Source organism: Schinkia azotoformans LMG 9581 (assembly GCF_000307855.1).
Taxonomy (GTDB): Bacteria; Bacillota; Bacilli; order Bacillales; family Bacillaceae_J; genus Schinkia; species Schinkia azotoformans.
In genome coordinates, this window is record NZ_AJLR01000036.1 from 54,924 (window position 1) to 79,856 (window position 24,933).

Genomic DNA, 24,933 nt, shown 5'->3' on the forward strand with positions numbered 1-24,933 from the left:
TTTTTATAAATAAAAATAGGAATTTTCGATATTTTAGGTTAAAATATTTGATAGGCCTTTATTTGTACATGATGATAGTATAAAAAAGATAAAGATAAAGAATGAATACATACATTTAGGAGGAGTTTTTAAAATGTCACAGAATATTGGAACAGAAAGAGTAAAACGTGGAATGGCTGAAATGCAAAAGGGTGGCGTTATTATGGACGTTGTCAATGCAGAGCAGGCTAAAATTGCAGAAGCTGCTGGTGCGGTCGCAGTAATGGCACTTGAGCGTGTACCTGCAGATATTCGTGCAGCTGGTGGAGTTGCTCGTATGGCTGATCCAACAATCGTAGAAGAAGTTATGAACGCTGTGTCAATCCCTGTTATGGCAAAAGCTCGTATTGGTCATATTGTTGAAGCACGCGTTTTAGAAGCAATGGGAGTAGACTACATTGATGAAAGTGAAGTATTAACTCCTGCTGATGAAGTGTATCACATTAATAAGCGTGAATACACAGTTCCATTTGTTTGCGGATGCCGTGATTTAGGCGAAGCATTACGCCGCATTGGTGAAGGTGCTTCTATGTTACGTACTAAAGGTGAACCAGGAACAGGTAATATTGTTGAAGCTGTTCGTCATATGCGTATGGTTCAATCACAAATTCGTCAAGTTGCTGCAATGTCAGAAGATGAGTTAATGACATTCGCTAAAAATATCCAAGCTCCATTTGAGCTAGTTCTTCAAATTAAGCGCGAAGGCAAACTTCCAGTTGTTAACTTTGCTGCTGGCGGTGTTGCAACACCTGCCGATGCTGCATTAATGATGCAATTAGGAGCAGACGGAGTATTCGTTGGTTCAGGTATCTTCAAATCTGACAGCCCTGAAAAGTTTGCTCGTGCAATCGTTGAAGCAACAACTCATTATGAAGACTACAAATTAATTGCTGAGCTTTCAAAAGGCTTAGGAACAGCGATGAAGGGTATTGAAATTTCATCATTACAACCTAGCGAGCGCATGCAAGAGCGTGGCTGGTAATTAGAAAAGCGCAAGCGCCTTGCTTAGCGCCGTACAAACTGGAGGGGCTTCGACTGAGATAAAGGAAACACGGCGAGCGTAGAGAGCCGATGTTGACTTATCGTAGGGAGGAGACCTGAAGTTTGCTAGGCGCTGGAGCTGGACAATGAAAAACGCAGGCAGATAGAGTAAAAAGGAGAATGTTACATGGTTAAAGTGGGTGTTTTGGCTCTACAAGGGGCTGTAAGAGAACATATTCGCGCCCTTGAAGCAGCAGGTGCAGAAGCAGTTGCCGTTAAAAGGGTTGAACAATTACAAGACATCGACGGTCTTATATTCCCTGGTGGTGAAAGCACGACCATGAGACGTTTAATTGATAAATATGGTTTTTTTGAACCGCTTAAAGAATTTGGAAAAAGCGGCAAGCCGATTTTTGGTACTTGTGCAGGTTTAATCTTGATGGCAAGCAAGCTTGCTGGCGGGGAAAATGCACATTTAGGGTTAATTGACATGACCGTTGAACGTAATGCTTTCGGGCGTCAGGTAGATAGCTTTGAAGCAAGCCTGATGATTACAGATGTCGCCGATGACTTCGTAGGTGTATTCATTCGTGCACCAAGAATACTTGAAGTTGGCAACGATGTTGAAATCATTTGCAAGCATAACGATAAAATTGTTGCAGTTAAACAAGGCAATTTTTTAGCATGTTCATTCCATCCAGAATTAACGGATGATCACCGTATGGCTGAATACTTTGTTAAAATGGTTGAAGGTGCAAAAGAAAAATTAGCTGTATAACAGAAGACTTTTTGTGGTAAAATATAGTTATAAATACGTTATAGTGTTGACGGGAACTAGTAACAATAATTCTTTTTCTAGAGAGTCGGTGGCTGGTGCAAACCGATAAAGGGCTATTGTGAATCCATCCCTGAGCAAAATATTGAACAGCTGTAAGGCCAATGGATAGCTTTAGAGCTAAGTAAGTATTTTCGGTTTGAAAACCGTTATGATTATGAGTGGAAAAAGGGCTAGTGTCTTTTTTCAATCAGGGTGGCAACGCGGGTTAACTCTCGTCCCTTTTTATAGGGACGGGAGTTTTTTGTTTAGAAAAGCGTAAGTGACCGTTTTTCGAGTCGCTGGTCACTGGAGCTAGACAGTGAAACACTAACTATAATAAAGGAGGAACATAAAATGCTTGATATGAAATTTTTACGAGAAAATTTTGCGGGAATTAAAGAAAAGCTGCAATGTCGTGGTGAGGATTTAGGAGACTTTGACCGTTTTGGTGAGTTGGATGCAAGGCGCCGTGAACTCATTGCCGAAGGTGAAGAACTTAAAAGTAAGCGTAATGAAGTTTCAAAGCAAGTATCTGTATTGAAAAGAGAGAAGCAGGATGCTGATCATCTTATTGCTGAAATGAGAGAAGTTGGCGACCGTATTAAAGTACTTGATGATGAATTACGCACTGTGGAAGATGATCTTCAGCTTTTATTGCTTTCTATTCCGAATGTTCCACATGAAACAGTACCGGTTGGTGAGTCTGAGGATGATAACGTTGTTGTTCGCAAATGGGGCGATATTCGACAATTTTCATTTGAAGCAAAGCCACACTGGGATGTTGCAGATACTCTTGGAATCCTTGACTTTGAGCGGGCAGGAAAGGTTACCGGCAGCCGTTTTGTATTTTATAAAGGCCTGGGTGCCCGCCTTGAACGTGCCCTTATCAGCTTTATGATGGATTACCATTCTGACAACCATGGCTATGAGGAAGTAATCCCGCCTTATATGGTAAACAGAGATAGTATGATTGGAACGGGTCAGCTGCCTAAATTTGAAGAGGATGCTTTTAAAATTGATGGCATGGATTATTTCTTAATTCCAACGGCTGAGGTTCCAGTTACTAATATGCATCGTGACGAAATCCTAGATGGAGCAGAACTTCCAATCGCTTATTGCGGCTATAGTGCATGTTTCCGTTCTGAAGCGGGGTCAGCGGGCCGTGATACACGCGGATTAATCCGCCAGCACCAGTTTAATAAAGTTGAACTTGTTCGCTTTGTGAAACCGGAGGATTCTTATGATGAATTAGAAAAACTTACAGGCCATGCTGAGAAAATTCTTCAGTTATTAGGTCTTCCATATCGTGTTATGAGCATGTGTACAGCTGATCTTGGCTTTACTGCTGCTAAAAAATACGATATTGAAGTGTGGCTTCCAAGCTACGACACATATCGAGAAATTTCTTCTTGCAGTAACTTTGAAGCTTTCCAAGCAAGACGTGCCAACATCCGCTTCCGTCGTGAACCAGGTGCAAAACCAGAGCACGTTCATACACTAAACGGATCTGGATTGGCCATTGGCCGTACCGTTTCAGCTATATTAGAGAATTACCAACAAGAAGATGGCAGTGTTGTAATCCCAGAGGTATTAAGACCTTATATGGGAAATGTTGAGGTTATTAAGCCAAAATCAAAATAAACAGCAACAGAGAAGGGGATTCAAACTGAATCCCCTTTAGTCGTTTATTTACTTGTGTACTTTTCTAAAATGGGCACCACCGAAAATGACGGTTGTTATAAAAAATACACCTGCCAGGCTCCATGGTATTATCGGTAATGAGGCAATTGATTTATAATTTTCATCTCCATGGTCTGCCTCAGCAGCAACATCATGTCCGGCAGTTTCCCCTTCAACATGGGCTGCCCCAGATTCTGTTCCGTGGCCTTCACCATGTTCTTCCCCTTCCGCATAGTGCGTAAATTGAACATAGGCTTCGACATAGTCTCTTCCTGCTTCAACATCATTTACATCAAAGTCCTTTGTCTCAAGAACACGAGCAAATCTTTCTTCCAAACCAGGCATTCTTTCTTCTTCAATTAGTCCTTCAAAGGCATCCAAATTGCCTGCTTCAATACTTTTATCTGCCGCCATTACTGCCTCATCAACAGGTGTGCCTTCTGGCTGAACTCCTGTATATGGGGCGCCTTCACCGGCACGGTGAATTCTAACTAAGTTTTGAAAGAAATATTGGTCAGCAAGATCTTGTGACTCCGGACCGGTGCTTCTGACCTTCATAACCAGGTCAAAGGCATCCTTTACCTCTTTTTCATCTTCTTCGGAAACCCACTTTAAAATGTAATCAATATTATTTGTTTCTAATGCTTTTTGGGCGTCATGTATTACCGGGCCGTCCATTGTATCACAATGGGCGCTTGCCATTGTAGGTATAGAAGCAGCAATCGCCACACTTATTAGTGCTGCTCCAAAAACTTTTGGTATTTTAATTTTTTTCATGAAGAATTGCCTCCCTAAAATAATTTGATTTTGATCTATGCTTTTATGTTAGAGAGACTTTTTGAACTGGATTTGTTCTAATTGTGAACTTTTTTGTCAATTTAAGCTGACTTTAGACTAAAACTAAAGGTAGAGCCTTCATTTACGGTACTCTTAGCCCATGCTTTCCCTTCTAAACGGTTCATAATTTCTTGAACAAGGGATAGACCTAAGCCTGCCCCTTCTTTTGATAAAGGACGATCCTTATCGACCTTATGAAACCTTTTCCAAATATGTTTAAGTTCTTCTGGATAAATGCCGACTCCTGTATCACTTACATGGACATGGACTTCATTTTCATGGGGAACGGCTTTAACCGTTATCGTTCCATCTTCTGGCGTAAAGCGAATGGCATTCGTAATATAGTTAATCAGGACCTGTTCTATTAAATCTTCATCCCCAATTACATTTGGCAACTGGGAAGGTAAATCTGTTTCTAAATTAATGAATTGGTCTTGTGCTAAAGGCATGAGTTTTTCTACGGAAAGGTTGATAACCTCTGGTAATGGAATTTCTCTTTTGTTGACTTTAATTTGACCCGATTCAATTCGGGATAAATCTAACAGACTGTTAACAAGTCGATGGAGCCGGATCGTTTCTTTTAAAATAATTCTTAAATACTTATGGTCCTGTTCTTTGCTATTGATGACGCCATCTAACATTCCTTCTAGATATCCACGGACAGAGGTTAGTGGGGTCCTGAGTTCATGTGAGGCATTAGCCACAAACTCTCTTTGCATGCGTTCCATGGCTACCATTTTATTTTTTTCATTTTCTAAATCCTGCAGTGTTTTATCAAGAGTCTGTCTCATATTATTAAAAGTCAAAGCTAATTTCCCAATCTCATCAGCAGAGTGGACTTTGGGCTGGTGGGTAAAGTTCCCTTTCATCATTTCCAATGAGGCCTTTGTTATTTCGTTAATAGGTCTCGTAATCGACTGGGAGATAAAATAACTAACAAACGCAACAATGATAAGCGAAGTAATTCCCGCAAAGATTACAATTTTCAAGGCTTCAATCACACTTGCCGTAATATCCGAGAGGGGATTACATACAAAAATAACCCCGATTACTTCACGTCCGGCAAGGATAGGTACGGCTACTGAGAGTACAGGGTCATCAATATATTTTACAAAGCCATGACTTGTAATGATTTCGCCGTTTAAGGCTCTTTCAAGTTGGTCCGTTTTTGGCTGCAAATGATTTGTAATGGATTGGTCTTCTAATTCACTGATTAGCTTGCCATCTTTATTTACAATCCACATTCTCGATGTATTCACTAGATTATAATGATCAATGATTTGAATGCTTTCCTTCAATTGGCTATTTTTCAAATGGGGACTTAACAGCCCTGCCATTTTTTCGCCTTGTGTGATTAACTGATGTTCTTTTTCGTTAAAATAATAGCTTTTAAAGAAAAGGTAAAAAAATAAAATGGCGACTGTAATACTAAGCAGTGTTATTAATACATACGTTTTGAGGAGTTTGCTAAATAAGGTTTTTTTCACTTTTGATTACCTCAAACTTATAGCCTACACCCCATACTGTTTGAAGATAAGTATAGGGATGGTTCCCTTCTATTTTTCGGCGCAGTCGCTTAATATGTGTATCGACTGTTCGGGTATCGCCTAGATAAGCATAGCCCCAAATTTTGTCCAACAGTTGGTCCCTTGTAAAGACTTGGCCGGGACTGCTTGAAAGCATCCATAATAGTTCAACTTCCTTGGGGGTTGTAGTTATTTTCTCATCTTGAATGATGACCTCATATTTTGATAAATCAATTGTGAGATGAGGGAAGTGAAGTGTTTTGTCGACATTTCCATTACTTTTAGATCTTCTAAAAATAGCATTGACCCTTGCTACAATTTCTCCAGGGGAAAAGGGCTTTGTGACATAGTCGTCTCCCCCTAAATTTAAGCCAAGGATTTTGTCTGATTCCTCTCCTTTTGCTGAAAGCATGATAATGGGAGTATCCATTGTCAGTCTAAGTTCTTTTGCCACCTGCCAGCCGTCTTTAAAGGGAAGCATAATATCTAAAATAATTAAATCAGGTTGGAACTGTTTTGCTGCTGATAATGCTTCAAGGCCATCTTCAGCGATATGCACTTCAAAATTTTCTGCCTCTAGGTATAGCTTTAAAAGCTCTGATACATTTTCTTCATCATCGACAACTAATATTTTTCTATAATTCACTTTGTTGCCCCCGTTTTTAATTATTTTCTTAAAGGTACTTAAAGTGAATTATAATTTGTTATAAGCTTAAAATAAGTGACATAAGTCATTTTTCTTTTCGATAATTGACACTGTTTTTTCCCTATGGTATATTATTTATTGTCTTACACGGAGGAATACCCAAGTCCGGCTGAAGGGATCGGTCTTGAAAACCGACAGGCGGGTTAAACCGCGCGGGGGTTCGAATCCCTCTTCCTCCGCCATACATAGAAGATTAAGATCGTTACCAAGCGGTAGCGATTTTTTTATTTTCCATTAAATACCAGAATTTTAATAAGTTTGAAATTGTTTTGTAACATAATAGTGGTAAAATTAGAGAGATTGCTTTGGTTTACGAAGGAGGAAATATTTTGAAGAAAAAGATGATAACAGCATTCTTATCTAGTACTCTAGCAATGAATGTATTTTTGCCAAATGTTTATGCAAAGGAAGCACCAAAAGGGGCATCTGTCACAGAGATGGCTGGTCTAACAATCCTTGTAAATGAGATCCCTGTGGTGTTTGATGTTCCACCTGTAATGAAAAATGATCGGACCTTGGTTCCGTTGCGTGCCATCTTTGAGGCAATGGATGCGAATGTGAATTGGGATGAAAAAAATAGAGCGATTAGTGCGATTAAAAATGAAAAAAATATTAATCTAGTGATCGATTCTGATGTTGCGCAAATTGAAGGAGAAGATCATAAATTAGATGTCCCTGCGACTATTTATAAAGACAGGACGCTTGTTCCTTTGCGTTTCGTAGGAGAGGCTTTTGGCGGCGAAGTCGTTTGGGATGAGAATACAAAGAAAATCAAAATTACATTGCCTGATACCACCTTCCAAACGATTGATGCACCGGTCTATGTAAATGATAACAAGCTTGATTTTGGTTCTTTTACGAGAATTGTTAGGAATGGGGTTACATTTATTCCACTTCAATCAGTATTGGACAACGCGTCTGGTGAATTAACATGGAAGCAGCAGGATGACGGGATTGATGTCCAATGGAATGAAACGAAAATTAAATTTGTAAAAGATAAAAATTATGTCATTGTAGATGGCGAACAAATACAAATTGCAAACCCGTTATTTGATTATAAGGGTACACTTGTAATGCCGATTAATATAATTCCAAAAGTTTTTGGCGGCTATTCCCACTATGATGCTGATACAAAAGAAATCTTTATTTATATCAATCAAGCAAAATTCAAACATGAGTTTCTGAAAAAAGAAGAAGTAATCTTTAAGAAGCCAACGAATGTTGAAAAAGCTAGTTTTGCAGGAAACAGAAGAATCATGATCAGTGATAACCCAGAAAATTTAAATGACCGGACATTACCGGAAGACAATGTTACGTTATGGCATGATGACGTTCAATCTGGAGATGCTGCAGTCAACCATCGTGTGTTTGGCTGGCATATTAGTGAACTGGATAAGACTGCTACGGTAGGAATTACGATTGAAAATCTGTCATCCACCAATGAAATTGAAGTCGTTGATTTTAAAGGTACAAATCGCAAAACTGCCAATGGCTGGGTGAATTGGGATGTTGGGCTACCGCTTGTTGATAATGTATTAAGCGGGAAGGTGATGAGTGTCCAAATGGAAAGTCCTGTTGTAAAAGCGGGGCAAACTGCATTAATGAAGTCATTTGATATTCCAAAAGGAAATACACTAGGATTCCAATATGATTTTACAGTGAAGAAAAAATCTGGAACTGGTGAATTGAAATATAAAATCCGGACAGTTTTAAGTAAAAACGGATCCGATTTAGCGTCGATTAAGTCCAAACCGGTTGAGCTTGACCAAACGGCTAAACACCCACGAGGAGTATGGAGTAGCTCTCAGCTAACTACTGAGCTACCACCATATGAGGTTGGAACTGAAGAAACAGCGTATCAAATTTCAAATGGGGCAACTGACAATCTGATGTCGCAAGAAAATGGTCTCGGTGACAAAGAGCAAATGATAAAAAATCCTGGTCATTTCGGTGCGTCTTATCTTGTGAAGATCCCAATCATTAATAAAACGGGAGAATCAAAGACTGTTAGAGTTAGCGTAGGTGCCCGTGGTGGAATTTACAATGGAGCTGTAAAAGTGGATGGAAAAGTCTATTTAATCCCAACTCTCAAGCCTATGACGGAATTAGCTACTATCATTGATTATGTTTCTGAAAAAGAAAAAGGATTGGTCGAACTTGAAATCATGCATGCTGGCGGCTCAGCATTGCCACTTGCGATTGATTTAGTTACGGTAGAAGAGAAACTGGAACAAATAGAGGAAACGCAAGAATTAAAGAATGTTCAAGATGCTGAGAATAATGTTCAGGATCCTGGCAAACTAGCAGAATCGCAGGATGTGAAGAATTCACAGGCACCACAGGAAGTACAAGAAAATGTACAGTAGTTTTGCCGTAGCTAATATATCATATATTGAAGTTTAACGAAGCCCGTTGTCACGGGCTTTATTTTATTGGGATTTATGTCCAATTTGTGTATTATATGTTGCTATTTGTAGATTTAAGTCTTTTTTTGTAGGTAGGCAACTATAGTATGCATGTAGGTTAAAAAAGAGATAGGTTAGCAGTGATTTAGAAAAAATTTTAAATATATTTGTGAAAAAATTCACAAACCTACGTGATTGGAGGGAAAAATCGATCATATGATAACTGGTTTAAGAATTTAGAAATAATTTTTTTGCTAGTAAATAAAGGAGGTTTAAGAGTAATGGGTATTGGAAACCACGAAAATTTCTACCGGAAGCTGCATTCTTTAGCTGGAATAATTCCAGTAGGGGTCTTTTTAACCTTTCATTTATTTTTAAACTATAGTGCAGTATGGGGAGAGGATGCTTACAATACGGCATCTGGATTTATGGGAAATTTGCCATTTAAGTATGCCTTAGAAATATTTATTATCTTTTTGCCGTTGTTTTACCATGCTATTTATGGTGCCAAGATTGCTCTACAAGCAAAAAATAATGTGGGCCAATATAAGTACATGCGAAATTGGATGTTTTTCTTTCAAAGATTAACAGGTTTCATTGCGTTCGCCTTTGTAATTTGGCATGTATGGCAAACGAGGGTGCAGGCGGAACTGGGTGTACATGTAGATTTTAATATGATGGCTAGTATCGTAGAAAATCCTCTATCACTAGTCTTATATATTATTGGTATTTTATCTGCTATTTATCATTTTACTAATGGAATTTGGACGTTTCTAATCACCTGGGGAATTACAGTTTCTCCAAAGTCGCAAAAGATACTTCAATATATAACAATCGCTTTGTTTTTTGCATTATCGTTTGTTGGATTACGTGCAATTTTTGCATTCATCTAATGAAAAGGAAGGGAGTCTTTCTGATGCAAAACGGAAAGGTTATTGTCGTTGGAGGCGGTTTAGCCGGCCTTATGGCTACGATTAAAATAGCAGAATCCGGAAAAAAAATAGATTTATTTTCGATTGTACCAGTAAAACGATCTCATTCTGTTTGTGCCCAAGGTGGAATTAATGGCGCTGTAAATACAAAAGGAGAGAATGATTCTCCGTGGGAACATTTTGATGACACGATCTATGGCGGGGATTTTCTTGCCAATCAACCTCCAGTGAAGGCGATGTGTGAGGCAGCACCCAAGATTATCCATATGTTTGACCGGATGGGAGTTATGTTTAATCGAACACCAGAGGGCCTCTTGGATTTTCGTAGATTTGGAGGTACCCAGCATCATAGAACAGCATATGCAGGAGCCACGACGGGGCAGCAATTATTGTATGCTCTTGATGAACAGGTTCGTTGCTATGAAACAACGGGTACAGTAACTAAATACGAAAGTTGGGAGTTTGTATCAGTCATACTTGATGAAGCTGGTGTTTGTCGGGGAATTACTGCTCAAAATTTAAAAACGATGGAGATTGTGCCATTCCGGGCAGATGCAGTCATTTTGGCAACAGGTGGACTGGGAATTATCTTCGGAAAGTCTACCAATTCGACTATTAATACCGGATATGCTGCCGCAAGGATATATCAGCAGGGTGCGTATTTTGCAAATGGTGAGTTTATTCAAATCCATCCAACTGCAATCCCGGGTGATGATAAAAACCGACTAATGAGTGAGTCTGCTCGTGGGGAAGGCGGAAGGATCTGGACCTATAAGGATGGAAAGCCTTGGTACTTCCTTGAGGAGAAATATCCTGCCTATGGTAACCTAGTTCCTCGTGATATCGCGACTCGAGAAATCTTCGATGTTTGTGTTAATCAAAAGTTAGGCGTCGACGGGGAAAATAAAGTATTTCTTGATTTATCCCATATTGATCCGAAGCAACTAGATATAAAACTAGGCGGTATTATGGAGATTTATGAAAAATTTGTAGGAGACGACCCTCGTAAAGTCCCTATGAAAATTTTCCCTGGCGTCCATTACTCAATGGGTGGCTTATGGGTCGACTTTAATCAACAAACTAGTATCCCAGGCTTATTTGCAGCCGGTGAATGTGATTATTCACAGCATGGCGCCAATCGACTTGGAGCTAACTCATTATTATCAGCTGTATATGGCGGTTTTGTAGCTGGTCCAAAGGCACTTGAATATATTGGTGGTCTAAATAAAACAAGTGACACGATGTCTAGTGCTATATTTGATAAGCAAGTGAGAGAGGACCAAGAAAAATATGATTCTATCCTTTCAATGAAAGGCACTGAAAATGCGTATAGGCTTCATAAAGAGCTAGGAGAGCTTATGACTGAAAATGTAACAGTTGTAAGGGAGAATAAAAAGCTGAAGGAAACGTATGCGAAGCTTCAGGTATTAGCCGAACGCTATAAAAATATTAATCTTGAGGATACGGCAAAATGGTCTAATACAAGTGCAGCGTTTGTCCGCCAATTAGAGGGAATGATTAATCTTGCCCATGTGATTACACTTGGTGCCCTTAACCGTGACGAAAGCCGTGGGGCCCATTACAAGCCTGAATTCCCTGACCGTAATGATGAAGAATGGTTGAAAACAACGATGGCCAAATACAACACTACAAAAAATGAGCCAGAAATTTCTTATCAAGAGGTTGATATTTCTCTTATTAAGCCAAGAAAACGAGATTATACGAAAGCGAAGAAGAAAGGAGCGGAGAACTGATGGGGGCAAGTGGGAAAAAAAACATTCAATTAATTGTGACACGTCAAAAGGATATGAATTCTGCTCCTTATGAAGAAGAATTTGTAATCCCCTATCGCCCAAACATGAATGTAATTTCAGCGCTGCTAGAGATACGCAGAAACCCAATCAATGCGTTAGGAGAAGATACAACAGCAGTTGTTTGGGAAAGTGTCTGCCTAGAAGAAGTTTGTGGAGCCTGTTCTATGGTTATCAACGGAAAGCCTCGTCAAGCATGTTCAACTCTTATTGATCAGCTTGAACAGCCCATTCGCTTAGCACCTTTAAAAACCTTTCCAGTCATCCGTGATCTATGGGTGGACCGAGAGCGCATGTTTGACGCATTGAAAAAGGTAAAGGCTTGGATTCCAATCGATGGTACCTATGATTTGGGACCCGGTCCAAGAATGCCAGAGAAAACAAGGCAATGGGCTTATGAGTTATCAAAATGTATGACATGTGGCTGCTGTTTAGAGGCATGTCCGAATGTGAACAGTAAATCAAAATTTATGGGACCAGCGCCAATACAGCAAGTCCGTTTATTTAATGCCCACCCAACCGGAAGCATGAATAAAGAAGAGCGTCTGGAGGCCATTATGGGTGAAGGCGGAATTACGAATTGCGGTAACTCACAAAACTGTGTTGAAGTATGTCCGAAAGGAATTCCATTAACAACTTCAATCGCCCATTTGAATCGCGAAACAACCATTTACTCCTTTAAAAATTTTTTTGGAAGTTTCTAATAATAGTAAAGCAGAAAGGGTCCCGTATAATATACTGGGTCCTTTCTACCTTTAATTTTTTCAGACTCTAGGGTTTACTTTTTTGTTATTGTTATTATAATTAATAAATGTACACAATTTAATATCTGGCTCCGTAGCTCAGCGGATAGAGCGTCGGTTTCCTAAACCGTGCGTCGGAGGTTCGATTCCTCTCGGGGCCGTCCCAAAACTCTTGATATATCAAGGGTTTTTTGTTTTGGCTTAATATTGCTTTCAAAAAATATTTATTAAATAAAAATGTATGTTAAAATGTTTTTTATATTATTCCCTGACAGCAAGAGGTGACGAAAATGCTAAGGTTTTCTAAGTTTATCGACCATTCAGGTGATATTCAGCAACTACGTGAAAGTGAATTACAATATCGCCAATTGGTTGAGCTATCACCAGATACGATTGCTGTACACCAGGAAGGTAAATTTGTGTATATTAACCCTGCTGGATTAAAGCTATTACATGCCAATCATGAAGAAGAACTGATTGGAAAATCAATTTTTGACATTGTTCATCCAGATTATCGAGATCTGGCACAGCAGCGTGTGCACCAATCCTATTTTGAACATAAGATAAATGAGTTAGCCAAAGAAAAATTCATAACACTGGATGGACAGGTCATCGATGTTGAGGTAATCACGTCCCCGATTTCTTTTAGGGGGAAACCTGCCACTCAAGTAATTGTCAGGGACATAACAGAGCGACTCAGATTAGAGGAAGACCTACGACAAAGCCATCAACGCATGCAACGTATTTTAACTAAGGCTCGAATTGGGACTGCGCTCGTTGATGTGGAGGGAGGACGACTCTTAGGGACAGATTCCACGCTACAACAAATATTGGGGTATTCTGAGGAAGAACTACTGTATAAAACCTTTTCAGAGCTTACATATCCTGAAGACACACGGAAGAATCTGGATCTGTACGAGGAGCTTCTTGAAGGAAAACGAGAGCATTATCATATGGAAAAACGGTATATTCGTAAGGATGGTAGCATCATTTGGGGTGATCTAACTGTCAGTCTAGTTAATGAAAATCCACCGTCCATTATGGCGATGGTTAAAGATATTACAGAACGAAAACTAGCCGAGCAGCAATTGAGAGAAGCACAAGAGCTTTGGCAGCAGATATCTACTTTGGATGGATTAACGGGAATTGCGAATCGGCGGTATTTTGATGAGAAATTAGAAAGTGAGTGGGAGAATTCAATACGGAATTCAACATCATTGTCCTTGCTATTAATTGATATAGATTATTTTAAGGCCTATAACGATACGTATGGTCATTTAGGCGGTGATAAATGTCTGAGAAAGGTCGCAAAAACTCTTAAAGAGACGTTAAAGAAGCCAAGTGATCTTGCATGTCGTTATGGCGGAGAGGAATTTGTGATCATTCTGCCTGACACAGATGGTGAAGGAGCAAGGGGCATTGCAGAGAATATAAGAATGGCCATTGAACAGTTAAAAATACCACATAAACAATCTAAGGTAAGCGACCATGTCACTGTATGTGTAGGCTATGCTACAAAGAAACCGAATAGTTTTATGAGGATTAAAGATTTTATCTACCAATCTGATCAAGCCCTTTATATGGCTAAAGAAGAGGGAAGAAATAGAATTAAAGGTTTTGCTTAACTACATTTGTGAAGATTTGAAGGCATTTCCCTTGTAAGCAGTGTGAAGATGTCCAGTGTAAATTATAATAAGATTATTATAAGATAATGAAATCTATTATGCTGCTTGTGCCAGGGGGGGTTAGGAAATATGAATATTGAGTTTTTAAGGAGTATCCCTTTTTTTCAAAATGTTTCGGATAATATTATTAGTACTTTAAGTTTAAAGGTGAAAACGGCAACCTATAAAAAAGGAGAGATTATATTTTCTGAATGTGATGAATCAAAAGCGATTTATTTTGTGAAAAGCGGAACAGTCAAAATAAAGAAAGTTAATCATCAGGGGAAAGAGTTGGTTGTTTGCATTAAACGGCCAGGCAATCTTTTTGCGGAGGTATCTGTGTTCAGTAAACCGGGCTCTACGTATCCCGGAACAGCACAAACACTAGCCGACACAGAGGTATTATATTTGCTGGCTTCCGATGTAGAGGAACTAATGGGAACAAATCCAAGCTTTTCAGTTGAAATGATTCGCTTTATGGCGGGGCAATTACATTCATTTTCGAATATATTAGCGGATGTAGCACTATTAGATGTCTATACAAAAACGGTTAAAACAATTGAAAGACTTGCGAATGATTTTGGAAAAAGAACCAAATGTGGCGTGAAAATAGAACTCCCACTAACGATACAAGAACTAGCCAATATTATTGGAGCAACCCGTGAAAGTGTAAATCGGGTAATCGTGAAGTTGAAGGAACAGGGGTCGATTACTTTTGATGATAAAAATATTGTGATTACGAATAGATGTGATTTTTGCAAGAGATTTGCGGAAACTGCTAGTTCTGTAAATTATTAAAAACTATATTCAGAGACCTTTTTCCGCCTAATAACGCGTAATAATCGACAATAACCAATGATAAAAGCTAAAAACTTCTAGCACGAACCGACGACCTTTTTACTAGAGGAAGATTATCCTTAAGTAGAGGTGAATGGTATGTATAAGACGATTACTTTACGAGTTTCCGAGGAGGAATTGCAAAAAATTGAAAGCTTGAGAGAGCAGCACTTTCAAAAGTTTCATGCCCCTATAAGTCAAAGCCAGCTCATCAGAAATTTAATTCATGAAAAGTGTAAAGAACCGGATAACATAGCGGGAGTAAAGGAAAAAGCAGATTTATTTACTGAAAAAGAAATCGCCCATAAAAGAGATATCACGATTGTTGATCGATTGAGGGAACGAAGATGGAGTCGGGCGAAAGATTAAAAGAATAAACTTAAATTACATTAGGTAGGCTCATGGAGTCTACCTTTTTTGTTGCATTTTGTCGAATTTCCGACAATCCTTCTTTCACTATGGAAATTAATCTCCTTCAGTGAAAAAAATCACGGTTTTGCTACGGAAAATTAACTATATTTTCAATAGAGGAAAGTAGGTGACATGGTGGCTGGTTTTTCAATCTTCAAATCAAATTCATTTAGACTGGGAATTTCTCTAGCATTACTTTTTACAGTAATCATAGGGAGTTTTTATATAATTTCTTACTCGCTTTCTCAAGAAGAGAACGTATCCCATATGATCAATGTTGCGGGCAGGGAGCGAATGCTAACTGAAAAAATGAGCAAGAAGGCCATTCAATATGTCTTTATGGAAGGTCTTTATACGAAGAAAGAGCTTCAAGAATCAATGGGTACATTCGAAAAAAACTTTTATGGTTTAATGAACGGCAGCAATGAGCTTGGCTTAGTAAAGCTGGAGGATAAAGAGATTCAGGCACAGTTTCAAAAAACTATGGAGATTTGGAACGATGTAAAGGAAGATTACCAATTACTTTTAATAGAGAATGATAAAGAGCAACAAAAGGTAATAGTCAGTAAAATCAATCTAAAAAGTATAGACCAAATTGAAAGTTTAGACAAGCTAGTCAACTTAATTGAACAATCAGGTCGAAAGAGCTTGCAAGGATTAAATTCCCAAAAGCTTTTTCTTATTTTTTCAAATCTGCTTTTGATCATCATTTTATTTGTGGTCTGGCACTTTTTCCGAAATATAAAAAATAGTGAAAGAAAATATAGACTGTTAGTCGATCATTCTCCAATGGGGATTATGACTGTACAGGAAGACAAAATTACATTCATAAATAAATCAGGGTATCAGACACTCGGTGCTGATGATAGCAGTGAAGTAGTTGGAAGAAATGTTCATGACTTTATCAATCCTGAAATCAAAGCATCGATAAAGAAAGATGAATTGATTGAAGAAAAGGGTAAAAGGATTGACGAAAATGATATCGATTTAGAAATGGTATTAATCCCCTTGAACACAGTATTGAACAATAATGAATTAATCATTTTTAAGGATATTACAGAAAAAATTCAGTCCAAAACAGAGGCTGAAAACATTTATAAGGAGCTTATTAATCTAAAGTCCGCCTTAGAAGTTTCCAGTATTGTAGAGGTAGTAGATAAAAAAGGTAGGATAGTTTATGTAAATGATAAATTCTGTAATATCTCTAAATACAGTGCAGAAGAGGTTATTGGTAAGACCCACCGCATCCTTAACTCAGGCTACCATACAGCAGATTTTTATCAAAATTTATGGGAAACAATTAACAAAGGACAAGTCTGGGAAGGCCAGGTAAAAAACAAAGCAAAGGATGGCAGCTATTATTGGGTGCAGACGATTATTGTTCCTTTCATTAATAGCAAAGGGGAACCTTATCAGTTTATTACAATAAGAAATGATATTACGGCAAGAAAAGAAGCTGAAAAAGAAATTAAATTACTAGCAACTCATGATCATTTAACACATTTAACAAATCGTAGAAAATTTGAATATGAATTGCAGCAAGCTATTAGAAAACATAATAGTGTTGCGGTTTTATTCATAGATTTAGATCGATTTAAGTATGTTAATGATACACTTGGTCATAGTATTGGTGATAACCTGATAAAAGCAGTGGCTAAACGATTAAAAGGTATTGTTGAAAAGGATGCTATTGTTTCCCGTCAAGGTGGAGATGAATTTACAATTTTGGTAAACTACCGCGATAGAAATTCAATTGAAATTATTGCAAAGGAAATGATAGACCGAATCAAACAGCCTTATATGATTGAACAAAAAGAGATTTTAATAACTTGCAGTATTGGGATTAGCATCTATCCCGAACACGGAAATGATATTGAAACAATAATGAAAAATGCCGATGTTGCCATGTACTGGTCCAAGGATAAAGGGAAAGATGGCTTCTCATTTTATGAGCCCCATATGAAAGAGAAATCAGTAAGAATTATGCAGCTAGAATTGGAATTACGTAAAGCAATTGATAATAATGAGTTCATTCTTTATTATCAGCCGAAGATTGATTTAAAGACAAATGAGATTTCTGGTTGTGAAGCTTTAATCCGCTGGAACCATCCAACAATGGGGATGGTTTCTCCGGCGGAATTCATCCCATTAGCCGAAGAGACAGGGCTTATTAGTCAAATTGGAGAGTGGGTTTTAAGAGAGGCCTGCCTACAAAATAGGAAGTGGCACGAGGCAGGCTACAATAATTTTATAATGGCAGTTAATATGTCAGCTCATCAATTTAAACAACCAACGATGATTGGGATGATCGAACGTATCTTACATGAAACGAATCATGAAGCGAAACATTTAGAAATTGAAGTTACTGAAAGTGTATCAATGCTGTCTGAAGAAGTGATTATGAGTCAGTTATACGCTTTAAAACGATTAGGTGTAAGCATAGCTATTGATGACTTTGGTACAGGTTATAGTTCCTTGAAGTATTTGGATATGCTTCCAGCTGATGTTTTGAAAATTGATAAATCTTTTATCGATGAAATTGGACGCATGAATCACCTTTCATCATCACTCATGACAAATGCAATTATTTCTTTAGCCAAATCTCTTAAAATGAAGGTCGTTGCGGAGGGTATTGAAAATATTGATCAGATTCATTATCTAAAACTCCACAATTGTGAGTACGGCCAAGGATATTTAATCAGCAAGCCTTTACCGGCATGTGAATTAGAAATGAAATTCATGAGAAGTAATGAAAAAGTATTTTTGGCTGTCTAAGCCTTATTTAAGGACTGTCCGTGTGATAGTGCTTTTTTCTTTGTCAAAAATATCCCCTTCCTGCATATATTGATGTAGATGTCTAGGTGAGGGGGATGAGACTCAAAATGTATTTTCGGCAAATCATGTATGTTGTGCAGCCTGGGGAATCTTTAGCTTCAATTGCACAGAAGTTTAACACGACAGTCCAAGGTATTAAAGATGAAAACCGTTTAACGTCTAATGTTATTTTTATTGGTCAGCCTTTAACCGTTCCTTCTAATTTGGAAAAAACGGTATATAATGTTCAGCCGGGAGATGACTTGTATACAATTGCGACAAGATTTGGCTTAGATGTTGAAGAATTAAAAGGAATGAACCGCTTAGAGGATAATATTATTTATGCTAATCAACAGCTTGTTATTCCTGAGGAATTTAATGTTGACTATTATATTGTTCAAGCAGGGGATTCCTTATATACACTTTCGGAACGGTTTGAAACTACTGTTGAACAGATAAAGAATCTGAATAATTTACGTTCAAACATTATTTATATCGGGCAACGGCTAAAAGTATCAGAAGGATACGAGAGACAGACGGTATATACTGTTAAATCGGGGGATTCCTTATACAGTATCGCTAACAGGTACAATACAACAGTTGAGAGTATAATGACTCTAAATAACTTAGAAAATATGGATTTAAATATTGGCCAAAAGCTGACTATCCCTGTGTTTTCAGAAGTGGTTGTTAATGTTGATACTGCCAATGTCAGGGAGAGACCAGGGGCAGCCTACAATGTTTTGGCACAAATGGCCCGTGGGGCTAGGCTACCACTCCTAGGTGTTCAAGGGGATTGGTATAGGGTTGCATTATTTAATGGAAACCCTGGGTGGATTTCAAAAACGGTAACAGCATTGCGTGCCTATGATGGTTCCGAACCAATTGTTCAAATTTTAGGCTACTATACATTAGAAGAAGGTCCAACACTTCCAAGCTCCTATCAGTCGTTTGTTACTAACATAGAGCAAATATCACAGGCTGGTTTGTTCATGTTTAGAATCAGCAAAGATAATCCGACAACAATTGATAAGTTCGGTGAATTTACAGATGACGAAGTCCGGGCGGTAGTTACTATCGGTCACCGCCATAATGTGAAAATGCTCGCAACAGTCCATAACCTTTTATATGACGAAGGAGTCGAGCTTGCTAAACGCGTTATCCATGAGCTTGTATCGTCTGAACAAAATATGAATGCTTTTGCCATGAATTTAGTTCGACTTGTTGAGCGTTATGGATTAGATGGTGTCGACATTGATATTGAAGATGTATTAGAGGAAGACAGAGATCGCTTGACCCAGTTATATCGCGTGATCGGGCGTGTTTTCGATGAGCGGGGCTACTTCTTCTCCACTGCTGTGCCATCGAAAACGGGGCCTAATGACCCGAGTGTATTTGCGAAACCGTTTGATTATCCGAATCTTCATCAGCCAACAGATCAGTTTGTTATTATGCTGTATAATGAACATGGCTGGCCTGGTAGTGGTCCAGGACCGGTTGTTTCAATTGGGCGGATGGAAACTGTTTTACGATATGCGATGACAGTTATGCCTAAAGAAAAGATCGTAGCCGCTGTTTCCGTATTTGGTTTTGATTTTAACCTGCAAACAGGTCGTGCATCGTATGTAACTTATGACATGGCAATAAATTTAGCAAAGAAGCATAATAAAGAAATTACTTTTGATAAAGAAACACAAACTCCAATGTTCGCTTATACAGATGAAAATGGTGTTAACCATGAAGTATGGTTTGAAGACCGTGCGAGTATCCAAGCGAAAGTACGGTTAGCGAACCGTTTAGGAATACGGGGCTTGGCACTTTGGAGATTAGGAATGGAAGACCCGGCAATCTGGACGATGCTTCGAGATGATGCTGTTGTTAGAAAAATGGGTCTTGAGCGATGATTGAATGGAATGACTGAATGAAAAAACTGTAGGCACGGTTGCTTGCAGTTTTTTTGTTTTTGTTAAAGTTCCCTTATAATAGTGGAAGATGTTGTGTACGCAAAGGAGAAATTTTATGACTAGCCAAGATGAATTATTTATGAAGGCTGCTATTGAGGAAGCAAAAAAAGCAGAAGCAATCGGTGAAGTTCCGATTGGAGCTGTCATTGTAAAAGATGGAGAAATCATTTCTACAGCATATAATTTAAGAGAAACCGAGCAAAGGGCTGTTGCCCATGCGGAATTGTTAGTGATCGATGATGCCTGCCAAAAGTTAGGGACATGGCGGCTTTCCGAAACTACTTTATACGTTACATTGGAGCCATGCCCAATGTGTGCCGGGGCTATCGTGTTATCAAGAGTTGATCGTGTAGTGTATGGGGCAAAGGATCCGAAAGGCGGCTGTGCCGGAACGCTCATGAATTTATTACAGGATGATCGTTTCAACCATATGGCTGAGGTGACCAGCGGTGTGTTAGAGGATGAATGTGCTGCATTACTAAGTAACTTTTTCAGAGGGCTGCGTGAAAAGAAAAAGCAGACAAAGACGATGATATTGTAAAAGTAAAATGTACCTTGGCAAATGTACAAACAATTACCACCGCCTATCTTATTGATTTTTTGAGTAAAAGACTATATACTTAGGGAGTCGTGCTAAGCGGGGAGGTAGCGGTGCCCTGTACTCGCAATCCGCTGTAGCGAGGCCGAATCCCTTCTCGAGGTTGGTAGCCGTAAGGCCTGCCTTAAGTAAGTGGTGTTGACGTCTGGGTCCTACGCAACGGGAACCCACGAACCCTGTCAGGTCCGGAAGGAAGCAGCAGTAAGTGGATCATCTCGTGTGCCGTAGGGTCGCCTGGGCCGAGCTAACTGCTTAAGTAACGCTTATGGCTGCCATATCGACAGAAGGTGCACGACACCTACATATGAAATTAAAAACTCACCAATAGGGTGAGTTTTTTTCTTTAATCAGTTATAATTATTTAGTACATATGAAATAGATTAGAAAGACACGGCTTGCCGCCAGTAATGGCGGAAGTCGATGTCCTTTCTTATACTATCTACAAATTAGAATAATAAGTTTTGATAGTACAAAAAAGAGGTAAAAGGAGGCATGGGAAATGGCTTATCAAGCGTTATATCGTGTTTGGAGACCGCAAACATTTCATGATGTTGTCGGTCAGGAGCATATCACTAGAACATTGCAAAATGCTTTAGTTCAGGAAAAGTTTTCCCATGCTTATTTATTTTCCGGTCCACGTGGAACAGGAAAAACGAGTGCGGCTAAGATTTTGGCTAAGGCCGTTAACTGTGAGCGGGCACCGGTAAGTGAACCTTGTAACGAGTGTGATGCTTGTAGAGGTATTACAAACGGCTCGATATCGGATGTTATTGAAATTGATGCTGCCTCAAATAATGGCGTCGAAGAAATTCGAGATATACGGGATAAAGTTAAATATGCACCAAGTGCTGTTCGTTATAAGGTATATATCATCGATGAGGTACATATGCTTTCTATTGGAGCCTTTAACGCACTACTAAAAACATTAGAAGAGCCGCCGAAACATGTTATTTTTATTTTAGCAACAACTGAACCGCATAAAATCCCGCTAACGATTATTTCTCGTTGTCAACGTTTTGAATTCAAACGGATTCCACCGCGAGCGATGGTTGAACGTATGAAGGAAATAACGGATTCAAATAATATTGAGACAGAAGAGCAAGCTTTGCCATTAATCGCAAAGGCTGCTGAAGGCGGAATGCGTGATGCATTAAGCCTTCTTGATCAAGCAATTTCCTTTAGTGGTGAGAAAGTAACGGTTGAGGATGTGCTTTCTATTACAGGAGCTGTTTCTCAGCAATTTCTAGTTGAGACTGCAGGGAATTTATTGAACAGGGATGTAGTAGAAGCGTTACATACAGTGGATAAGCTTTTAAGGCTAGGTAAAGAGCCAGCTCGTTTTATTGAGGATTTAATTTTTTACTTTAGAGATATGCTTTTATATCAAACTGCACCGAATCTAGAGGGAATGATGGAGCGGGCGATTGTTGATGATGGGTTTAAGACATTAACTGCTGAAACATCACCAGATCAAATCTATACAATCATTAATGGTCTTAATGAAAGCCAGCAGGAAATGAAGTGGACAAATCATCCGAAAATTTTCCTAGAGTTGGCCTTAGTGAAAATATGCCAACAGCAACAGAGTGGTACAGGAGCAGGTGGCTCGGGGTCCAATGAACAAATCGGTGTACTTCTTGACCGGATTAATCGGTTGGAAACTGAATTAAATGAATGGAAGAAAAATGTTCCAATCGTCGACCCGGGAAGAGGCTCCGAATCACACCAAACAGAAGGGGAGAGGAAGCCTGTAAAAACAGGGTCGGGCCGAAACTCCAGAAAGGCGACAGGTCCGGTCAGAGAAATGTTGAAAACTGCCTCAAAGCAGGACCTCAGCCGGTTATCAAGCCAGTGGGGATTATTTCTAGATAATTTGAAAAATCGAGAAATTGCTGCACAGGCGATGATTTTAGATGCAAAAGTTGTTGCAGCATCAAAATCGGCTTTCGTTCTTGCCTTTAAACATGAATTTCACTGCCAAATGGCCTCAACAAATAAACGTGATATAATTGAAAAGGTCCTCAGAGAAACAACCGGATTAGATTTGAAAATGCATGCGGTCACTCTTGAGGAGTGGGAAACTGTTAAAGAGGAATTCATTCGCAAGCAAAAGAATGAAAATGAAGAGGAAGTACCTGAAGAAGATCCATTAATAGCAGAAGCAAAGAAATTATTTGGTTCTGATTTAATTGAAATAAAAGATTGACAAATTATTGAATATACTTATAGGAGGTTTCACAATATGCGTGGTGGAATGGGAAATATGAATAATATGATGAAGCAAGTTCAAAAAATGCAAAAACAAATGCAGCAGTCTCAGGAAGAATTATTGGCGATGGTATTTGAGGGAACAGCTGGCGGCGGTATGGTCACTGTCACTGTTACTGGAGGTAAAATTGTCCAGGAAGTAAAAATTAAAGAAGAAGTAGTAGATCCTGAAGATATCGAAATGCTTCAAGATTTAATCTTAGCTGCAACAAATGATGCACTAAAGAAGGTTGATGAAAAAACAAACCAAACAATGGGTAAATATACGCAAGGTTTAAATATTCCAGGTCTATTTTAATGGCATTTAAAAAGAGGAGAAAAATAGAATGCATTACCCTGAACCAATTGCAAAGCTGATTGACAGCTTTATGAAATTGCCAGGTATCGGTCCTAAAACGGCCGTTCGTCTGGCTTTTTTTGTATTAAAAATGAAAGAGGAAGATGTATTAGATTTCGGTAAAGCCTTAGTAAATGCCAAAAGAAATCTGACGCATTGCTCCGTCTGCTTTAATATAACAGACCGAGACCCATGCTCCATTTGTGATGACCATTACCGGGACCGCAGTGTTATTTGTGTTGTTCAGGATCCAAAGGATGTCATTGCGATGGAAAAAATGAAGGAGTATCATGGACTGTACCATGTTCTTCACGGCGCAATTTCACCAATGGATGGTGTAGGTCCGGAAGATATTAAAGTAGCGGAACTATTGAAAAGATTGCAGGATGAAGAAGTAAAGGAAATTATCCTTGCCACAAACCCGAATATAGAAGGAGAAGCAACAGCTATGTATATTTCACGTCTAGTCAAGCCATCGGGTATTCGAATTACTAGAATTGCTCATGGTCTGCCGGTTGGTGGGGACTTAGAATATGCAGATGAGGTCACCCTATCAAAGGCATTAGAAGGACGACGTGAATTATAAGGAACAGGGGGATTAGTTGATGTTTTTCCGCCGCAAAGGGAAGCTTCGAAGAGAGACAGATCAAAAACTTTGGAATTCTTTAAATGAATTGAAAGATGAATGGATGAGAAATAAAGTATTAGTAGAAAAAAGTATTGACCCGAGTGTACATTTACTGAATGAGCTAAAAATTTCAGAAGCTAAATATTTTTATTTAGTAAGAGAGGCTAAATTCCGTCATCTATCAGCAGACCGAAAATAAAGAGCCTCTCTTTGTTCTTTTTTTAACTTCCCTTTCATAGTAATGATAATAAGTGGGACAAAGTATGAAAGGGGAAGGGATGATGGATATAAGCATATTTGAACCGACAACGATTATCGTTGTTCTCGGAGGGCTAATGGGTCTCCTATTAATCTTAGGCGCTCCGATTAAGCCAATAAGATTGGTAGGCAGCGGTCTTGTAAAGATCATGATTGGCGCCTTGGGTCTTTTCATTATAAATTCAATTGGGACATTAATGGATTTTCATATTCCAATTAATTTCATTACAGCTTGCATTAGTGGATTTTTAGGCATCCCCGGTATGGCGGCTCTCATAGCTATTGATCAAATAATTCTATAATCCAATTACAAGTGGTTAAAGCCATTTGTATTTTTTTTGTAGAAATTTGTTGACTTAGATTTTTGGAGATGGTATATTATTAAAGTCGCAGTTAGCGATGTTCACAAAAAGTTCACAATCGCAGGTGCAGTTAAAGGAATTTGTTGATTTAATTATAAAATTCCTTGACATCAAGTAGACGATGTTGTAAGATGTATAAAGTCTATACAAGAAGAGAACTTAAGTAAAAAAAGTTGTTGACTTCCACGAAATAAAATGTTATGATGTTTTATGTCGCTGTTAGTAAACAACGAGCAAGATTGAAATGATCTTTGAAAACTAAACAAAATGTCAAGCGTGCAAATAAAGTTGAACCTTGAGTTCAACACCAAGTCA

21 protein-coding genes, 2 tRNA genes, 1 other RNA gene and 1 other annotated feature are annotated in these 24,933 nt (G+C 38.7%); of the genes, 21 read left to right on the forward strand and 3 right to left on the reverse strand.

From position 1 onward, the window contains the following. Positions 1 to 133: 133 nt before the first annotated feature. From pdxS to serS, 3 genes are all read left to right on the forward strand, one after another. A complete protein-coding gene (gene pdxS, locus BAZO_RS02985; RefSeq protein WP_003329780.1) occupies positions 134 to 1,021 on the forward strand; it encodes a pyridoxal 5'-phosphate synthase lyase subunit PdxS in 888 nt (295 codons plus the stop codon). Between the two features lie 186 nt (positions 1,022 to 1,207). After that, positions 1,208 to 1,798: a pyridoxal 5'-phosphate synthase glutaminase subunit PdxT gene (gene pdxT, locus BAZO_RS02990; RefSeq protein ID WP_003329781.1), complete on the forward strand. Its 591-nt coding sequence runs from the start codon at positions 1,208 to 1,210 to the stop codon at positions 1,796 to 1,798. 37 nt (positions 1,799 to 1,835) lie between these two features. Continuing rightward, positions 1,836 to 2,081: a binding site (T-box leader), on the forward strand. A gap of 110 nt (positions 2,082 to 2,191) precedes the next feature. Then, positions 2,192 to 3,478: a serine--tRNA ligase gene (serS, locus tag BAZO_RS02995; protein ID WP_003329782.1), complete on the forward strand. Its 1,287-nt coding sequence runs from the start codon at positions 2,192 to 2,194 to the stop codon at positions 3,476 to 3,478. 48 nt (positions 3,479 to 3,526) lie between these two features. Here serS and BAZO_RS22725 read toward each other — a convergent pair whose 3' ends face one another. The 3 genes from BAZO_RS22725 to BAZO_RS03010 form a co-directional block, all read right to left on the reverse strand. Further along, a complete protein-coding gene (locus BAZO_RS22725; protein WP_003329784.1) occupies positions 3,527 to 4,294 on the reverse strand; it encodes a DUF6448 family protein in 768 nt (255 codons plus the stop codon). Between the two features lie 101 nt (positions 4,295 to 4,395). Beyond that, complete coding sequence (locus BAZO_RS03005) at positions 4,396 to 5,841, reverse strand: sensor histidine kinase (protein ID WP_003329785.1); 1,446 nt, start codon at positions 5,839 to 5,841, stop codon at positions 4,396 to 4,398. Then, on the reverse strand, positions 5,822 to 6,526 hold the full coding sequence (locus BAZO_RS03010) for a response regulator transcription factor (RefSeq protein WP_003329786.1): 705 nt from the start codon (positions 6,524 to 6,526) through the stop codon (positions 5,822 to 5,824). The genes BAZO_RS03005 and BAZO_RS03010 overlap by 20 nt, the downstream gene beginning before the upstream one ends. A gap of 149 nt (positions 6,527 to 6,675) precedes the next feature. Here BAZO_RS03010 and BAZO_RS03015 point away from each other — a divergent pair. The 18 genes from BAZO_RS03015 to BAZO_RS03095 all read left to right on the forward strand — a co-directional run bounded on the left by BAZO_RS03015 (position 6,676) and on the right by BAZO_RS03095 (position 24,558). Beyond that, positions 6,676 to 6,768 (forward strand) — tRNA-Ser (locus BAZO_RS03015). Between the two features lie 147 nt (positions 6,769 to 6,915). Further along, entirely contained in the window at positions 6,916 to 8,952 is a 2,037-nt protein-coding gene (locus BAZO_RS03020; RefSeq protein WP_003329787.1) for a stalk domain-containing protein, read from the forward strand. A gap of 320 nt (positions 8,953 to 9,272) precedes the next feature. Further along, positions 9,273 to 9,884, forward strand: coding sequence for a succinate dehydrogenase cytochrome b558 subunit (locus BAZO_RS03025; protein ID WP_003329788.1), 612 nt, complete (start codon positions 9,273 to 9,275; stop codon positions 9,882 to 9,884). A 23-nt stretch (positions 9,885 to 9,907) separates the two neighbouring features. After that, positions 9,908 to 11,677: a succinate dehydrogenase flavoprotein subunit gene (gene sdhA, locus BAZO_RS03030; protein ID WP_003329789.1), complete on the forward strand. Its 1,770-nt coding sequence runs from the start codon at positions 9,908 to 9,910 to the stop codon at positions 11,675 to 11,677. Further along, a complete protein-coding gene (sdhB, locus tag BAZO_RS03035; protein WP_003329790.1) occupies positions 11,677 to 12,438 on the forward strand; it encodes a succinate dehydrogenase iron-sulfur subunit in 762 nt (253 codons plus the stop codon). Before sdhA ends, sdhB begins: the two co-directional genes overlap by 1 nt. A 127-nt stretch (positions 12,439 to 12,565) precedes the next feature. After that, a tRNA-Arg gene (locus tag BAZO_RS03040) sits at positions 12,566 to 12,638 on the forward strand. A gap of 129 nt (positions 12,639 to 12,767) precedes the next feature. Then, positions 12,768 to 14,102, forward strand: a complete 1,335-nt coding sequence (locus tag BAZO_RS03045) for a diguanylate cyclase domain-containing protein (protein WP_003329791.1) — start codon at positions 12,768 to 12,770, stop codon at positions 14,100 to 14,102. A 129-nt stretch (positions 14,103 to 14,231) separates the two neighbouring features. Continuing rightward, entirely contained in the window at positions 14,232 to 14,939 is a 708-nt protein-coding gene (locus BAZO_RS03050) for a Crp/Fnr family transcriptional regulator (RefSeq protein WP_003329792.1), read from the forward strand. A 138-nt stretch (positions 14,940 to 15,077) separates the two neighbouring features. Continuing rightward, positions 15,078 to 15,347 (forward strand): hypothetical protein, encoded by a 270-nt coding sequence (locus tag BAZO_RS03055; RefSeq protein ID WP_003329793.1) that lies wholly within the window; start codon positions 15,078 to 15,080, stop codon positions 15,345 to 15,347. 174 nt (positions 15,348 to 15,521) lie between these two features. Next, positions 15,522 to 18,164, forward strand: a complete 2,643-nt coding sequence (locus BAZO_RS03060) for an EAL domain-containing protein (protein ID WP_081585629.1) — start codon at positions 15,522 to 15,524, stop codon at positions 18,162 to 18,164. A 107-nt stretch (positions 18,165 to 18,271) separates the two neighbouring features. Then, entirely contained in the window at positions 18,272 to 20,107 is a 1,836-nt protein-coding gene (locus BAZO_RS03065; protein ID WP_003329795.1) for a LysM peptidoglycan-binding domain-containing protein, read from the forward strand. A 115-nt stretch (positions 20,108 to 20,222) separates the two neighbouring features. Next, positions 20,223 to 20,708 carry a tRNA adenosine(34) deaminase TadA gene (gene tadA, locus BAZO_RS03070; protein WP_003329797.1) on the forward strand — a complete coding sequence of 162 codons (486 nt, stop codon included), beginning with the start codon at positions 20,223 to 20,225 and terminating at the stop codon, positions 20,706 to 20,708. Positions 20,709 to 20,795: 87 nt separating this feature from the next. Further along, positions 20,796 to 21,060, forward strand: an RNA gene (gene ffs / locus BAZO_RS21525) — signal recognition particle sRNA large type. Positions 21,061 to 21,264: 204 nt separating this feature from the next. After that, positions 21,265 to 22,971, forward strand: coding sequence for a DNA polymerase III subunit gamma/tau (gene dnaX, locus BAZO_RS03075; RefSeq protein ID WP_003329798.1), 1,707 nt, complete (start codon positions 21,265 to 21,267; stop codon positions 22,969 to 22,971). Positions 22,972 to 23,007: 36 nt separating this feature from the next. Then, positions 23,008 to 23,331: a YbaB/EbfC family nucleoid-associated protein gene (locus BAZO_RS03080; RefSeq protein ID WP_003329799.1), complete on the forward strand. Its 324-nt coding sequence runs from the start codon at positions 23,008 to 23,010 to the stop codon at positions 23,329 to 23,331. 28 nt (positions 23,332 to 23,359) lie between these two features. Then, complete coding sequence (gene recR / locus BAZO_RS03085; protein WP_003329800.1) at positions 23,360 to 23,956, forward strand: recombination mediator RecR; 597 nt, start codon at positions 23,360 to 23,362, stop codon at positions 23,954 to 23,956. Positions 23,957 to 23,975: 19 nt separating this feature from the next. Continuing rightward, positions 23,976 to 24,197 (forward strand): YaaL family protein, encoded by a 222-nt coding sequence (locus BAZO_RS03090; RefSeq protein WP_003329801.1) that lies wholly within the window; start codon positions 23,976 to 23,978, stop codon positions 24,195 to 24,197. A gap of 82 nt (positions 24,198 to 24,279) precedes the next feature. After that, positions 24,280 to 24,558, forward strand: coding sequence for a pro-sigmaK processing inhibitor BofA family protein (locus tag BAZO_RS03095; RefSeq protein WP_035198546.1), 279 nt, complete (start codon positions 24,280 to 24,282; stop codon positions 24,556 to 24,558). Positions 24,559 to 24,933 lie beyond the last annotated feature (375 nt).

What these genes read in the sequence shown, in the direction of transcription:
- sdhA (WP_003329789.1), top strand. Translation starts at nt 9,908, where the DNA reads ATGCAAAACGGAAAGGTTATTGTCGTTGGAGGCGGTTTAGCCGGCCTT.
- pdxS (WP_003329780.1), top strand. Translation starts at nt 134, where the DNA reads ATGTCACAGAATATTGGAACAGAAAGAGTAAAACGTGGAATGGCTGAA.
- BAZO_RS03050 (WP_003329792.1), top strand. Translation starts at nt 14,232, where the DNA reads ATGAATATTGAGTTTTTAAGGAGTATCCCTTTTTTTCAAAATGTTTCG.
- pdxT (WP_003329781.1), top strand. Translation starts at nt 1,208, where the DNA reads ATGGTTAAAGTGGGTGTTTTGGCTCTACAAGGGGCTGTAAGAGAACAT.
- BAZO_RS03095 (WP_035198546.1), top strand. Translation starts at nt 24,280, where the DNA reads ATGGATATAAGCATATTTGAACCGACAACGATTATCGTTGTTCTCGGA.
- BAZO_RS03045 (WP_003329791.1), top strand. Translation starts at nt 12,768, where the DNA reads ATGCTAAGGTTTTCTAAGTTTATCGACCATTCAGGTGATATTCAGCAA.
- BAZO_RS22725 (WP_003329784.1), bottom strand. Translation starts at nt 4,294, where the DNA reads ATGAAAAAAATTAAAATACCAAAAGTTTTTGGAGCAGCACTAATAAGT.
- recR (WP_003329800.1), top strand. Translation starts at nt 23,360, where the DNA reads ATGCATTACCCTGAACCAATTGCAAAGCTGATTGACAGCTTTATGAAA.
- BAZO_RS03055 (WP_003329793.1), top strand. Translation starts at nt 15,078, where the DNA reads ATGTATAAGACGATTACTTTACGAGTTTCCGAGGAGGAATTGCAAAAA.
- BAZO_RS03025 (WP_003329788.1), top strand. Translation starts at nt 9,273, where the DNA reads ATGGGTATTGGAAACCACGAAAATTTCTACCGGAAGCTGCATTCTTTA.
- BAZO_RS03060 (WP_081585629.1), top strand. Translation starts at nt 15,522, where the DNA reads ATGGTGGCTGGTTTTTCAATCTTCAAATCAAATTCATTTAGACTGGGA.
- BAZO_RS03065 (WP_003329795.1), top strand. Translation starts at nt 18,272, where the DNA reads ATGTATTTTCGGCAAATCATGTATGTTGTGCAGCCTGGGGAATCTTTA.
- sdhB (WP_003329790.1), top strand. Translation starts at nt 11,677, where the DNA reads ATGGGGGCAAGTGGGAAAAAAAACATTCAATTAATTGTGACACGTCAA.
- tadA (WP_003329797.1), top strand. Translation starts at nt 20,223, where the DNA reads ATGACTAGCCAAGATGAATTATTTATGAAGGCTGCTATTGAGGAAGCA.
- BAZO_RS03090 (WP_003329801.1), top strand. Translation starts at nt 23,976, where the DNA reads ATGTTTTTCCGCCGCAAAGGGAAGCTTCGAAGAGAGACAGATCAAAAA.
- BAZO_RS03080 (WP_003329799.1), top strand. Translation starts at nt 23,008, where the DNA reads ATGCGTGGTGGAATGGGAAATATGAATAATATGATGAAGCAAGTTCAA.
- dnaX (WP_003329798.1), top strand. Translation starts at nt 21,265, where the DNA reads ATGGCTTATCAAGCGTTATATCGTGTTTGGAGACCGCAAACATTTCAT.
- serS (WP_003329782.1), top strand. Translation starts at nt 2,192, where the DNA reads ATGCTTGATATGAAATTTTTACGAGAAAATTTTGCGGGAATTAAAGAA.